Origin of the sequence: Micromonospora tarensis, from assembly GCF_016803395.1 — a bacterium.
Lineage (GTDB): Bacteria > Actinomycetota > Actinomycetes > Mycobacteriales > Micromonosporaceae > Micromonospora > Micromonospora tarensis.
Genome location: NZ_JAEVHL010000187.1, coordinates 1 through 12,965, shown reverse-complemented (window position 1 = coordinate 12,965; position 12,965 = coordinate 1). Strand labels below are relative to the sequence as shown.

Sequence of the window (12,965 nt, the reverse complement as noted above, 5' to 3'; positions counted from 1 at the left end):
CCGCCCGCCGCCCGCCGCCCGCCGCAAGATCGTGCTCGATCCTGATCTAGTGGTATCGGGGCGGGATTGAGGCCACTAGATCCAGGATCGAGGGCGATCTTGCCTGTTCGCGGGCGCGGTCGTCGGACGCGCCCACACCCTGCGGGTCTCCGGGTTCGACCACGAGGTCCCCAGTCGCATCAGGGCCGCGACAGCGCTACAGATCCACTCGGGTTCAGGGAAACCGGGGCATCCCGGCCGTGCGGACACGCCCGTTTCAGCGAACCCGAGTGGATCAAGCGACGGCGCCGCTCCGGGCGCGGGGAGGGTCAGAGGCGGCAGGCGTGGATGTTGGTGACCAGGATGGCGCGGGCACCCAACTCGTACAGCTCGTCCATGATCCGGTGGACGTCGTCGCGGAGCACCATCGCCTGCACCGCCACCCAACCCTCGCGGTGCAGCGGTGACACGGTGGGCGACTCGATCCCGGGGGTGAGCCCACTGGCCCGGTCCAGCAGGCCAGCCGGCACGTCGTAGGCGAGCATCACGTAGCGGCGGGCCACCAGCACCCCGTGCAGGCGACGCAGCAGCTGCTCGGCCTGGGGGTGCGCGGGCGCGTCGGCGCGACGGACCAGCACCGCCGAGGAGCGCAGCAGCGGCTCGCCGAAGACCACCAGGCCCGCCTGGCGCAGGGTCGCGCCGGTCTCCACCACGTCCGCGATCACGTCGGCGACGCCGAGGCGTACGGCGTTCTCCACCGCGCCGTCGAGGCGGATCACGTCGGCCTTGACCCCCAACTCGGTGAGGTGCCGCTCGACCAGCCCCGGGTACGCGGTGGCGATCCGGTGACCGCCCAGCTCCCGCACCGAGGCGATGTCGTCGGGACGGGCGGCGAAGCGGAAGGTGGCCCGGCCGAAGGCGAGGTCGACGACCTCCTCGGCCGGCGCGGCCGAGTCGATCAGCAGGTCCCGGCCGGTGATGCCGAGGTCCAGGTCACCGGAGCCGACGTAGGTGGCGATGTCCTTCGGGCGCAGGTAGAAGAATTCGACGTCGTTGGCCTCGTCCCGGCAGACGAGGTCCTTGGGGTCGGTGCGCTGGCGGTAGCCCGCCTCGCGCAGCATCTGGGCGGCCGGCTCGGCCAGGGTGCCCTTGTTGGGAATGGCGACACGCAGCATGACGGAGTGCTCCTTCGATCCGAATGGCGATCAACGGGTGGGGGCACTCACAGATGTCGGTAGACGTCCTTGAGTTCGAGACCACTGGCGAGCATCAGCACCTGGACCTGGTAGAGCAGCTGGGAGATCTCCTCGGCGGTGCGCTCCGGCCCCTCGTGTTCGGCGGCCATCCACGACTCGGCCGCCTCCTCGACGACCTTCTTGCCGATGAAGTGCACCCCCTTGTCCAGGGCGGCGACGGTGCCCGAGCCCGGGGTGCCGGCGGCGGCCTTGGCCTGCAGCTCGGCGAACAACTCCTCGAACGTCTTCACGGGAGGCGATTCTTCCAGCCGGGCCCCCGACGCCCCGCGTCCGGGTCCGGCGGAATCCAGCAAGCGGACAATTCCCTACCAAAACGGTGGGACAATTGTCGATCGACTCCCATGAACCTTTACGCTGTCGGCCATGGCCAGCAGCTCACGTCTCCTCGCGCTCACCATCGCCGGTGCCGTCGTCGTAGCGACCGCCGGATGCGCGCCCCAGGACGAGAAACCCACCCCCGCCGTCACCGCACCCCAGTCCTGCGCCAAGGACAGCCTGCCCACCCACACGCCGGGCAAGCTGACCATCGCCACCGACCAGCCCGCGTACGCGCCGTGGTTCTCCGACGACAAGCCGGAGAACGGCGAGGGCTTCGAGTCCGCCGTGGCGTACGCGGTGGCCGAGAAGCTCGGCTACGCCCGCGCCGACGTCACCTGGGTCCGGGTCAAGTTCGACGCCGCGATCGCCCCCGGTCCGAAGAACTTCGACTTCGACATCAACCAGTTCTCCATCACCGAGGAGCGCAAGCAGGCGGTCGACTTCTCCGCGCCGTACTACCTGGTGCGGCAGACAGTCATCGCGTTGAAGTCCTCGAAGATCGCCGGCCGGACGTCACTGGCCGACCTGCGCGACGCCCGGCTCGGCGCCCAGGTGGGCACCACCAGCTACCAGGCGATCACCGAGGTGCTCAAGCCGACCGCCAAGCCGCAGGTCTACAACAGCAACGACGACGCCAAGAAGGCGCTGCAGAACGGGCAGCTGGACGGTCTCGTGGTGGACCTGCCGACCGCCTTCTACATCACCGGCGCGGAGATCACCGACGCGAAGATCGTCGGGCAGGTGCCACAGGTCGGCACGCCTGAGGCGTTCGGGCTGCTGCTGGACAAGAACTCCCCGCTGACCTCCTGCGTGACCGGCGCGGTCGGTCAGCTCACCTCGGCGGGCACCCTCAAGCAACTGGAGGACAAGTGGCTGGCGCAGGTCGCGGGGGCGGCCGAGCTGCGGTGACCCTCCTGGATCACGTGCCGTCCGAGGCGCAGCTGCGGCGCGCAGCGTACCGGCGGCGGCAGAGCGTCTACAGCGTGCTGGTCGCGGCCTCATCCACGGCGGCGCTGGGCACATTGCTGGTCATCGCGGTGACCGGCGCGCCGGGCTGGGACCGGGTCCGGCGCTCGTTCCTGGATCCGGAGATCGCCCGCGACGCGCTGCCGGCGGTGTTGAGCGGGCTCTGGCTCAACCTACGACTGCTGGTGTGCTGCGCGGCCGGCGCGCTGGTGCTCGGGCTGGTGATCGCCGTGCTGCGGACGCTGCGCGGCCCGATCTTCTTCCCGGTCCGGGCGCTGGCCGCCGGCTACACCTACACCTTCCGCGGGCTACCGCTGATCATCGTGCTCTACCTGCTCACCCTCGGCGTGCCCGGGCTGCGGTTGCAGGGCATGCCGCCGGTGCTGGTGCTCGGTGGGCTGGCGCTCGTCCTCACCTACAGCGGTTACCTCGCCGAGGTGTTCCGGGCCGGCATCGAGTCGGTGCACCCCAGCCAGCTCGCCGCGGCCCGCTCGCTGGGCCTGACCTACCGGCAGACGATGCGGCACGTGGTGCTGCCGCAGGCGGTCCGCCGGGTGGCGCCACCGCTGCTCAACGACGTGGTGGCGTTGCAGAAGGACGTCGGGCTGGTCTCGCTCGCCGGACCGATCGACGCGGTCCGCGCCGCCCAGATCGCCACCGCCCAGTCGTTCAACTACACGCCGTACGTCGTGGCGGGGGTGCTCTTCGTGCTGCTCGCGATCCCGCTGATCGCGGTCACCGACTGGGTGACGCTGCGGGCGGCCCGCCGACAGTCGGGAGGTTGACCATGGCGCTGCTGCGCTGCCGGGGGCTCCGCAAGGAGTTCGACGGGCATCCGGTGCTCGACCAGCTGGATCTGACCGTCGCCGAGCACCGGGTGGTGGCCCTGATCGGCGCGTCCGGGTCGGGCAAGTCCACCCTGCTGCGGTGTGTGAACCTGCTGGAGGAGATCGACGACGGCACCATCGAGTTGGACGGGGAGGACATCTCCGATCCCCGGGTGGACCCGGACCGGGTCGCCGACGGATCGGGCTGGTGTTCCAGGCGTACAACCTCTTTCCGCACCTGAGCGTGCTGGAGAACATCACCCTCGCGCCGCGCCGGGTGCACCGGCGGGCCCGGGCCGAGGCCGAGGCGCAGGCCCGGGAGCTGCTCGACCGGGTGGGGCTCGGCGCCAAGGCGGACGCCTACCCGGACCGGCTCTCCGGCGGGCAGCAGCAACGGGTGGCGATCGTCCGGGCGCTGGCCAACTCACCTCGACTGATGCTGCTCGACGAGGTCACCTCCGCGTTGGACCCGGAACTCGTCGGCGAGGTGCTGACGATGATCCGGGACCTGAAGGAGGACGGCATGACCATGGTGCTGGCCACCCACGAGATGGGCTTCGCCCGGGAGATCGCCGACGAGGTGTGTTTCCTGGACGCCGGGCGGGTCGTCGAGAGCGGCCCGCCCGAGCAGGTGCTCGGCGAGCCGACCCAGCCCCGTACCCGGCAGTTCCTGCACCGGATCATCGAGGCGGGTCGGCTCTGAGCGCCTCAGCCGGAGAAGCCGACCCGCTGGGCGTTGCCCGCCGCCACGGTCCGCACGGCGAGCGCCGCGTCGAGCGCCGCGACGGTGGCGGCCCAGCCCTTGTCCTCCGCGGAGCCGGGCAGACCGGCCCGGTCCCGGGCCTGCTCGATGGTCTCCACGGTCAACACGCCGTGTGCCACCGGCTTGCCCTCGTCCAGCGCCACCCGGGTCAGCCCGTCGGTGACCGAGCGGCAGACGTAGTCGAAGTGGGCGGTGGCGCCGCGGACCACCACGCCGAGCGCGACCACCACGTCGCAGCGACGGGCGAGGGCCTGCGCGACCACCGGCAGCTCGACCGAGCCGGCGACCCGGGCGACCACCGAACGAGCCCCGCACGCCTCGGCGGCGGCCACCGCACGCTCCAGCATGTGGTCGGTCAGCTCGCCGTGCCAGCGGGCGGCAACGACCCCGACGGTCAGCCCGGCGGCATCCACCGCGTCGACTCCCGGCTCACCGAAACCCGCCATCGTCATGCTCCGATCTCGTCGTTGGCGACCGGACGCCCCAGCGGCGCCTCGGACACCTCGTCCAACTCGTCCAGCAGGTGACCCATTCGGTCCCGCTTGGTGCGCAGGTAGCGCATGTTCTCCGGGTGCGCCCCGACCGGCAGCCCCTCGCGGCCGGTGATGGTCAACCCGTACCCTTCCAGCCCGGCCCGCTTGGCCGGGTTGTTGGTCAGCAGCCGCATCGAGCGCACACCCAGGTCGTAGAGGATCTGCGCGCCGGTGCCGTAGTCCCGGGCGTCGGCGGGCAGGCCCAGGTCGAGGTTGGCGTCGACGGTGTCCCGACCCAGGTCCTGCAACTGGTACGCCTGCAGCTTGTGCAGCAGCCCGATGCCGCGCCCCTCGTGCCCGCGGACGTAGAGCACCACGCCCCGGCCCTCCCGCGCGACCCGGGCGAGCGCGGCGTCCAGCTGCGGGCCGCAGTCGCAGCGCAGCGAGCCGAACACGTCCCCGGTCAGGCACTCGGAGTGCACCCGGACCAGCACGTCCTGGCCGTCGCCGAGGTCGCCCAGCACCATCGCGACGTGCTCGGCCGGGTCGTGCGCGGCGCGGTAGCCGAGTGCCCGGAACACCCCGTGCCGGGTCGGCATCCGGGCGTCGGCGACCAGTTCGACCTGCTTCTCGGTACGCCGGCGGTAGGCGATCAGGTCGGCGATGGTGATCAGCGTGAGGCCGTGCTCGGCGCAGAACTTCTCCAGGTCCGGCACCCGCATCATGGTGCCGTCGTCGTTGACCAGCTCGCAGATCGCACCCGCCGGGCGCAGCCCGGCCAGCCGGGTCAGGTCCACCGCCGCCTCGGTGTGTCCCGGCCGGCGCAGCACCCCGCCCTCGCGGGCCCGCAGCGGCACCACGTGCCCCGGTCGGGACAGGTCGGTCGGGTCGGTGCTGGCGGCGGCGAGCAGCCGGATGGTGTGCGCGCGGTCGGCCGCGGAGATGCCGGTGCCGATGCCCTCCCGGGCGTCCACCGTCACCGTGTACGCGGTGCCCCGCCGGTCCTGGTTGGTGTGGTGCATCGGCGGCAGGTCGAGGCGGTCGGCCTCGCTCTCGGTCAACGGCACGCAGACGTACCCGGAGCTGTAGCGGACCATGAACGCCATCAGCTCGGGCGTGGCCAGCTCGGCGGCGAAGATCAGGTCGCCCTCGTTCTCCCGGTCCGCGTCGTCGACGACGACCACCGGCCGACCGGCCGCGATCTCCGCGATCGCCTGCTCGATACTCCCGAAGCCGCTCATCCCGCCACTCCGCTCGCTGTGCTCGCTGTGCTCGTTCATGCCACGGCCTCCCGGTAGCTGGGCGTGCGGGCCGGAGCCGCCGCGCGCGAGGTGCGCCACCAGGCGGCGAAGCCCCAGGCGCAGAGGGCGCCGTAGATCAGGTACATCACCGCCGACGGGTAGAACCCGCCGCGCAGCAGCAGCGGCACGCCGACCGCGTCCACCGCGATCCAGAGCAGCCAGAACTCCACCCAGCCGCGGGCCATGCCGTAGGTGGCGAGCAAACTGCCGGTGAGGATCCACGCGTCGGCCAGCGGCCCCCACGAGCCCAGCGCCTTGAGCACCGGGTACGCCGCGGCGGTGCCGAGCCCGGCGGCCAGCAGCAGCATCAGCCGCTCCCGCCCGGTGGCCCAGCGCGGCACGACGGCCGCCTGCCCGACGTCGGCACGACGGTTGCGCCGCCAGCGCCACCAGCCGTAGACGCTGACCGCGAAGAAGAACACCTGCCGGCCGGCCTGCCCGTACAGGTCGTGCTCCTGCGGGGTGGCGAACACCCCGCCGAGGAAGACGGTGAGCAGCAGCGCGTTGCCGACCATGCCGACCGGCCACGCCCAGACCAGCCGGCGCAGCCCGAACAGCGCGGAGACCAGCCCGAACGCGTTGCCGACGATCTCCCGGGCCAGCACCGGCGAGCCGGCCACCTGCACCTGGGCGTCCAGCAACCAGCCGAGCGGGCCCATCAGGCCACCCCGCCCGTGGTCCCGGCCACCCGGTCGGCGTCGGTGAGCCGGTCGCCGAGCAGCCGCTCGACGTACTTGGCCAGCACGTCGACCTCCAGGTTGACCGGGTCGCCGACGCCCTTCGCGCCGAGCGTGGTCAGCTTGAGCGTGGTCGGAATCAGCCCGACGGCGAACTCGTCCGCGCCCACCTCGGCCACGGTCAGCGACACCCCGTCGATGGTGATCGAGCCCTTCTCCACCACGTACCGGGACAGGGCGGCGGGGAGCCGGAACCGGACGGTCTCCCACTGCTCGGCCGGCTCCCGGGAGATCAGCTCACCGACCCCGTCCACGTGGCCCTGCACCAGGTGCCCGCCGAGCCGGCTGCCGAGCGCGGCGGCCCGCTCCAGGTTGACCGGGTCACCGGGGCGCAGCGCGCCCAGCGCGGAGCGGCGCAGCGTCTCGCCCATCACGTCGGCGGTGAAGACCCCGTCGGCCACCTCCACGACGGTGAGGCAGACACCGTTGACGGCGATCGAGTCGCCGTGCCGGGCGTCGGACGTGACAACCGGTCCGCGCACGCCCAGCAGCACCGAATCGCCTGCTGTCGGCGCGACCCGGACGATCTCGCCCAATTCCTCGATAATGCCGGTGAACATGTCAGCCCTCCCTTTTGCGGGGCAAAGCGGTGATCCGGAGATCCGGACCGATCTGCGTAACGTCGACCAACTCCAGATCGATGGCCTCAGCGATGGTGGTCACTCCCGCGTCGACCAGGGCGGTCGGGCCGGCACCGAGCAACCGGGGTGCGACGTACCCGACGACCTTGTCGACCAGGCCGGCCTCGAGGAACGCGCCGGCCAGTCGCGGGCCGCCCTCCAGCAGCACCGCCCGGACCCCGCGCTGGTGCAGCGCCGCGAGCAGCGCCGGCAGGTCGACCCGGCCGTCCGGGCCGGCGCCGACCTCGTCGACGGTCGCGATCCAGGTCCGCGCGGCGCCGTCGCGGACCCGGGCGTCAGCCGGGGTGACGCCCGGAGCTGTCCACCACCACCCGCAGCGGCTGCCGGATGGCCAGGCTGCCGTCGCGCAGGTTGCGGGCGGTCAACCGGGGGTCGTCGGCGAGCACGGTGCCCACCCCGGCCAGCACCGCGTCGACGGTGCCGCGCAACGCGTGCACGTCGATCCGGGCCGCCTCCGAGGTGATCCACATGCTGCTGCCGTCCAGCGCGGCGGCGCGCCCGTCGAGGGTGGCGGCGTACTTCCAGATGACGTACGGCCAGCCCCGGCGCATCGAGGTCAGCCAGGCGATGTTGCCGGCCTCGGCCTCCTCGCCGCGTACCCCCAGGTCGACCCGGACCCCGGCGGCGCGCAGCGTGGCGGCGCCGCCGGACGCGACCGGGTTGGGGTCGGGCACGGCGATCACCACCCGGCCCACCCCGGCCTGGACCAGCGCGGAACTACAGGGGCCGGTGCGACCGGTGTGATCGCACGGTTCCAGGGTGACCACCGCGGTGCCGCCCTTGGCCCGCTGACCGGCCTGCGCCAGGGCGACGATCTCGGCGTGCGGTCCGCCGGCGTACGCGTGGAAGCCCTCGCCCACGACCTGGCCGTCCTCGTCGAGCAGCACGCAACCGACAACGGGATTGGGGCTGGTCGTGCCGAGCCCGCGCGCCGCCAACTCGATCGCACGCCGCATCGCCTCATCGACGGAGACGCTGGCCATCGCCCTGCCCCTGCCCTCTCACTCGCCGGTCCGCGCGCGGGCGGTCAGGGAGGCGGTGGCCATGGGGCCACGGGCAGGCGGTGGCGGATTCCGGGAACGGCACAGCCGCCGCGGGAGGGCCGAAACGGCACGCTGAAGCCAGCGGTCGGCTCGGACCCGTCCGTCCCGCGCGCTGTCTCCCATCCGGACTGTCTGGGCGCGGACGAACCGCCCCCAACCGTCGGCCCCGGATTTTCACCAGGTCCACCGGGCGGCCGAAGCCGTCCGGGTCGCGGGCTGACCACGGTTGGACCGTGGATCACCGCCGGTTCGGAATTTCACCGAGTCCCGCCAGCGCGTGGTGGGTACCCGGGAAGTCTTACACGCCGATCCGGGTGTACCGCCACCTAGGCGAGGTACTTCACAGCGGGATTCACGATCAGGTGACGCCGCGCCGCCGGTCCACCGCCACGTACGAGCCCGGTTGGCTCTTGGCGACCGTCTTCATCTCCGAGGCCACCGCGATCGCTTCGAGGGGGTCGGTGAACCGCTTGCCGGCGTCGGAGAGGGACACCCCGATGGAGAGCGTGACCAGGGCCGCGCGCCGGATGTTGCCGCGCCGGTCCTTCAGCTCGACGAAGCCGCGCTCACGGTCGGTCGTGTCGTAGAGCGTGTCGGCGGACTTCTCGAAGTCGACGACGCCCGGGAGGTCAGCGGACGGACCTGGTCCGGGGTGCAGACGATGACGAAGTCGTCGCCGCCGACGTGACCGAGGAAGGCCGGTGGCAGCCCCACCGCCACCACCGCCCGGTGCAGGCTGCGGGCCAGCGCGGTGATGAAGTCGTCGCCGCGGACGAACCCGTACCGGTCGTTGACGCTCTTGAACCGGTCGATGTCGATGTAGCCCACCGCGTAGTCCACGCCGTTGCGGACCCGGTCGCTGATCTCCCGACGGATCCGGCTGTTGCCGGGCAGCCCGGTCAACGGGGAGACCTCCCGGAACTCCTTGTTCCGGCGCAGCGTGGACGAGACCCGGGCCACCAGCTCGGCGGTGTCGAACGGCTTGACCAGGTAGTCGTCCGCGCCGGCGCTGAGCCCGTGCACCTTGTCGACGGTCATCCCCTTGGCGGTCAGCATGATCACCGGCAGGGCGGAGGTCATCGGGTCGGCGCGCAGCCGCCGGGTCAGCTCCAGCCCGTCGACGCGGGGCATCATGAGGTCGACCACCGCCAGATCCGGCCGTTGGCGCTCGATGACCTCCAGTGCCTCCTGGCCGTCGCTGGCGTGGATCACCTCGAAGCCGTGCAGCCGCAGGTTGAACTCGACGAAACGAGCGATGTCCTCGTCGTCGTCGACGACGAGGATGATGTCCTTGCGGTCGACCTCGGGGTCCATCTCAGGCCCCGGGAGCCGCGCGTTCCGCAAGTGCCCGCAGGTGCCGTACCGCCTCCGCCGGGTCGGCGGCGCCGTACACGGCGGTGCCGGCCACGAAGGCGTCGGCGCCGGCGGCGGCGGCCTGCTCGATGGTGTCGGCGGCGATCCCGCCGTCCACCTCGATGCGCAGCTCCAGGTGCCCCGCCGAGACGTGCTGGCGGGCGGTGCGCACCTTCTCCAGCAGTTGCGGAATGAACCGCTGCCCACCGAAGCCCGCCTTGATCGTCATGATCAGCAGGGTGTCGAAGCTGGGCAGCAGGTCCAGATACGGCTCGATCGGGGTGTCCCGGTCGATGGCCAGGCCGGCCTTCGCACCGGCCGAGCGCAGGTCCTTGGCCAGCGCCACCGGGTCGTCGGCGGCCTCCGCGTGGAAGGTGACGTTGTACGCCCCGGCGTCGGCGTAACCGGGGGCCCACCGGCGCGGGTCCTCGATCATCAGGTGCACGTCGAAGGGCATCGCGGTGACGGCCCGCAGGCTCTGCACCACTGGCAGACCGATGGTCAGGTTCGGCACGAAGTGGTTGTCCATCACATCGACGTGCAACCAGTCCGCGGCGTCCTCGACGGCACGGACTTCTTCGGCGAGGCGGGCGAAATCGGCGGCCAGGATGCTCGGCGCGACGATCGGCGGCGGTACGGTCACAGGGCCCAGTGTACGAACGTGGCCACCCCCCACCGGCATCGCGCCACCTCCGGGGACGCGCTGTGACCCAGCGGTGACCAGTGGTGCAGAATTGGTCATCCCGGACCGCCGAATCCGGACGAACAGACAACAGTGACTGGCCGATCGACGGAAACGCGACGACACTCCAACCGGGACGGTGCCATAGGCTGCACCCCCGCCGGGGTCTCGCCGCTGGGCGCGGTGACCGGCCGCCAGCTTCCGGAAGGGCGGACCATGCGACGGTGGCTCCCAGCGCTGGTGCTGACCTGCGTCACGACGATGCTGCTGACCGCCTGCGCGCCGGCGCGGGGCGCGGACGGCGATCTCACCGACGACTGGCCGGCGCTGCGGGTCCCGGAGCCGTTCACCCCCGGCACCGACACCTGCCTGCCCCGGATCGCCAGCGTCGTGCAGGCGAGCACGTACGAGACGGTGGACTGCGCGCGCAACCACCTGGCCGAGACCATCCACGTCGGCACCTTCGTCGGCCGCGACGCGTTGACCGAGGCTCGACCGGCACCCGGGTCGTCGGCGCTGCGCACCGCCCGCGCCGAGTGCGACCAGCGGGCCCGGGAGGTGCTCGGGGGTGACTGGCACACCGCCCGCCTCGCGCTCTCCCTCGCGCTGCCGTCCGCGCCCGCCTGGGCCGGTGGCGCCCGCTGGTTCCGCTGCGACCTCAGCGAGACCGGCAGCATCGACAACACCCGCCCGGTGAACCGCACCGGCAGCCTGCGCGGCGCGCTGATCGGCGACTCGCCCCTGACCCACCGCTGCTTCGACCCCAAGCTGATCGGCGACAACCTCAACTACATGGCGCCGGTGCTCTGCACCGAGCCGCACCGGGCCGAGTTCGTCGGCGTCTACGAGGAACGGGACATGAGCTGGGCGGAGTTCGCCAAGTCCGCCCAGCAGGCGCACAAGCGGTGCATGGCGCTGATCGCCGAGTTCGCGAAGGTGCCCAACAACAGCGACCTGCCGTACCGGGCCGGGTCCATCTACTACCCACCGTCGCAGCGGGAGTGGGAGGAGGGCGACCGTGGGGTGCGCTGTTTCCTGTGGAGCGACGACCGCAAACTCAGCCGCTCGATGCGGGGCGTCGGCCCCGCGGGACTACCGGCGATCTGAGCACCGGTGCCGTATGCTGCTGCGCCGTGGCGCCACCGACCGGCAGGGTCCGGTGGGCGGCCACCAGTGGCGGGGGAGGTCGGGATGCGACGGTGGTTGGCGGTGTTCACCGGAGGTGGGGCGCTGGCCCTGGCACTGGCCGGGTGCGGCGCACCCGCCGGGGTCGACCGTGACCTCGTCGACGACTGGCCGGCACCCGTCGCGGCGCAGCAGTTCGTCCCCGCCGCCGACGTCTGCCACCAGACCTCCCAGCAGGTCGGCTTCCTGACCGGCTACAACCCGACGGCGTGCGGTGAGGCGCACCGGGTGGAGACCATGCACGTCGGCACCCTCACCGGCCCGGCCGCCCAGGGCGGCGCACCCCCGCAGCCCGGCTCGGCGGGCATGCGGGCCGCGCAGGCCGGGTGCGACACGGCGGTGAACAAGGCGGTGGGTGCCGACTGGCGCTCCGGGCGACTCGGCCTGACCGTCGTGCTGCCGTCGCCGCAGGCCTGGTCGGGCGGAGCCCGCTGGTACCGCTGCGACGTCACCGAGATCGCCAGCATCGACGACACCGCTGTCGACCTGCGCACCGGCAGCCTGCGCGGCGCGCTCTCCGGCGCGGCGCCGCTGGCCTACCGCTGCTTCAACCCGAAGCTCGTCAAGGACGACATCGACGAGATGGTGCCGGTCTCCTGCACCGCCAAGCACCACGCCGAGTTCGTCGGGGTCTGGCAGGCGCCGGACACCAGCTACGCCGAGTTCTCCCGCAGCGTCAAGCGGACCCACCGGGCCTGCCAGTCGATGATCGCCAGGTACGCCAAGGTCCCGGACAACTCCCAGCTCGACTTCCGCGCCGGCACGATCTACTACCAGCCGTACGAGGAGGAGTGGCGCAACGGCAACCGCGGGGTGCAGTGCTTCCTCTGGATCTCCGACCGGGACCTGACCCGCTCGATGCGCAACGCCGGCACCAAGGGCCTCCCGATCACCTGAGCACCACCGCGTCCGGCCGGGCGGATGACCGGCGACGCGGATCGGATCATCCCCGGCGCAGGACGGCGAGGAACATCGCGTCGGTGCCGTGCCGGTGCGGCCAGAGCTGCACCGTCGGCCCGTCGCCGAGACCCGGCATGCCGGCCGGCAGCAGCGGCCGGGCGTCCACGAAATCCACCGGAACCCCGCTGCGGCGGGCCGCCTCGGTCACCGTCACGTGCGTCTCGACGGTGTGCGGCGAGCAGGTGACGTAGGCGACCAGGCCGCCCGGGCGGACCGCGCGCAGCGCCGCGCCGAGCAACTCCCGTTGCAGCCGGGTCAGCGGCGGCAGGTCGGACGGCTGGCGACGCCAGCGCGACTCCGGCCGACGACGCAGCGAGCCCAGCCCGGTGCACGGCGCGTCCACCAGCACCCGGTCGAAGTGCTGCTCCGGCAGCTTCGGGTCGCGCCGACCTCACGGCCGTCCATGGCCAGCACGGCCACCGGCAGGCCCCGGGTCGCCTGGGAGACCAGCCGGGCCCGGTGCTCGGCCACCGTCCGACCG

The 12,965-nt window shown here is 72.3% G+C and carries 11 protein-coding genes, 4 pseudogenes and 1 riboswitch; of the genes and pseudogenes, 5 read left to right on the top strand and 10 right to left on the bottom strand.

Annotated features, from left to right (window positions below; translation table 11 throughout):
• Positions 1-308 precede the first annotated feature (308 nt).
• Both hisG and JM949_RS26570 read right to left on the bottom strand, forming a co-directional pair.
• On the bottom strand, positions 309-1,154 hold the full coding sequence (gene hisG / locus JM949_RS26575) for an ATP phosphoribosyltransferase (protein ID WP_203150989.1): 846 nt from the start codon (positions 1,152-1,154) through the stop codon (positions 309-311).
• A gap of 47 nt (positions 1,155-1,201) precedes the next feature.
• Complete coding sequence (locus JM949_RS26570) at positions 1,202-1,465, bottom strand: phosphoribosyl-ATP diphosphatase (RefSeq protein ID WP_030335709.1); 264 nt, start codon at positions 1,463-1,465, stop codon at positions 1,202-1,204.
• 133 nt (positions 1,466-1,598) lie between these two features.
• On the opposite strand from JM949_RS26570, the gene JM949_RS26565 reads away from it, so the two are divergent.
• The 3 genes and pseudogenes from JM949_RS26565 to JM949_RS26555 all read left to right on the top strand — a co-directional run bounded on the left by JM949_RS26565 (position 1,599) and on the right by JM949_RS26555 (position 4,049).
• Positions 1,599-2,462 (top strand): ABC transporter substrate-binding protein, encoded by an 864-nt coding sequence (locus JM949_RS26565; RefSeq protein ID WP_203150988.1) that lies wholly within the window; start codon positions 1,599-1,601, stop codon positions 2,460-2,462.
• Positions 2,459-3,304, top strand: coding sequence for an amino acid ABC transporter permease (locus JM949_RS26560; RefSeq protein ID WP_203150987.1), 846 nt, complete (start codon positions 2,459-2,461; stop codon positions 3,302-3,304). The genes JM949_RS26565 and JM949_RS26560 overlap by 4 nt, the downstream gene beginning before the upstream one ends.
• A 2-nt stretch (positions 3,305-3,306) precedes the next feature.
• A pseudogene (locus tag JM949_RS26555) lies at positions 3,307-4,049 on the top strand (amino acid ABC transporter ATP-binding protein).
• Positions 4,050-4,054: 5 nt separating this feature from the next.
• On the opposite strand, the gene ribH reads toward JM949_RS26555, so the two are convergent.
• The 7 genes and pseudogenes from ribH to rpe all read right to left on the bottom strand — a co-directional run bounded on the left by ribH (position 4,055) and on the right by rpe (position 10,300).
• The gene (gene ribH / locus JM949_RS26550) at positions 4,055-4,555 is read right to left on the bottom strand and encodes a 6,7-dimethyl-8-ribityllumazine synthase (protein ID WP_203150991.1); all 501 of its coding nucleotides are present in this window, start codon (positions 4,553-4,555) and stop codon (positions 4,055-4,057) included.
• Between the two features lie 2 nt (positions 4,556-4,557).
• On the bottom strand, positions 4,558-5,823 hold the full coding sequence (locus JM949_RS26545) for a bifunctional 3,4-dihydroxy-2-butanone-4-phosphate synthase/GTP cyclohydrolase II (RefSeq protein ID WP_203150990.1): 1,266 nt from the start codon (positions 5,821-5,823) through the stop codon (positions 4,558-4,560).
• Between the two features lie 35 nt (positions 5,824-5,858).
• Positions 5,859-6,542, bottom strand: a complete 684-nt coding sequence (pnuC, locus tag JM949_RS26540; RefSeq protein WP_203150986.1) for a nicotinamide riboside transporter PnuC — start codon at positions 6,540-6,542, stop codon at positions 5,859-5,861.
• Positions 6,542-7,180, bottom strand: a complete 639-nt coding sequence (locus tag JM949_RS26535; RefSeq protein ID WP_203150985.1) for a riboflavin synthase — start codon at positions 7,178-7,180, stop codon at positions 6,542-6,544. The genes pnuC and JM949_RS26535 overlap by 1 nt, the downstream gene beginning before the upstream one ends.
• 1 nt (position 7,181) lies before the next feature.
• Positions 7,182-8,244: pseudogene (gene ribD / locus JM949_RS26530) on the bottom strand (bifunctional diaminohydroxyphosphoribosylaminopyrimidine deaminase/5-amino-6-(5-phosphoribosylamino)uracil reductase RibD).
• 167 nt (positions 8,245-8,411) lie between these two features.
• Positions 8,412-8,583, bottom strand: a riboswitch (FMN riboswitch).
• A 79-nt stretch (positions 8,584-8,662) separates the two neighbouring features.
• Positions 8,663-9,618, bottom strand: a pseudogene (locus JM949_RS26525) (GGDEF domain-containing response regulator).
• Between the two features lies 1 nt (position 9,619).
• Positions 9,620-10,300 carry a ribulose-phosphate 3-epimerase gene (gene rpe / locus JM949_RS26520; RefSeq protein ID WP_203150984.1) on the bottom strand — a complete coding sequence of 227 codons (681 nt, stop codon included), beginning with the start codon at positions 10,298-10,300 and terminating at the stop codon, positions 9,620-9,622.
• A 255-nt stretch (positions 10,301-10,555) separates the two neighbouring features.
• Between rpe and JM949_RS26515 the strand changes: the two genes are divergently transcribed.
• Positions 10,556-11,446 carry a septum formation family protein gene (locus JM949_RS26515; RefSeq protein WP_203150983.1) on the top strand — a complete coding sequence of 297 codons (891 nt, stop codon included), beginning with the start codon at positions 10,556-10,558 and terminating at the stop codon, positions 11,444-11,446.
• Positions 11,447-11,530: 84 nt separating this feature from the next.
• Positions 11,531-12,421 (top strand): septum formation family protein, encoded by an 891-nt coding sequence (locus tag JM949_RS26510; RefSeq protein ID WP_203150982.1) that lies wholly within the window; start codon positions 11,531-11,533, stop codon positions 12,419-12,421.
• A 46-nt stretch (positions 12,422-12,467) separates the two neighbouring features.
• Here the strand turns inward: JM949_RS26510 and JM949_RS26505 are convergent.
• Positions 12,468-12,965: pseudogene (locus tag JM949_RS26505) on the bottom strand (rRNA small subunit methyltransferase B); the annotation flags it as partial.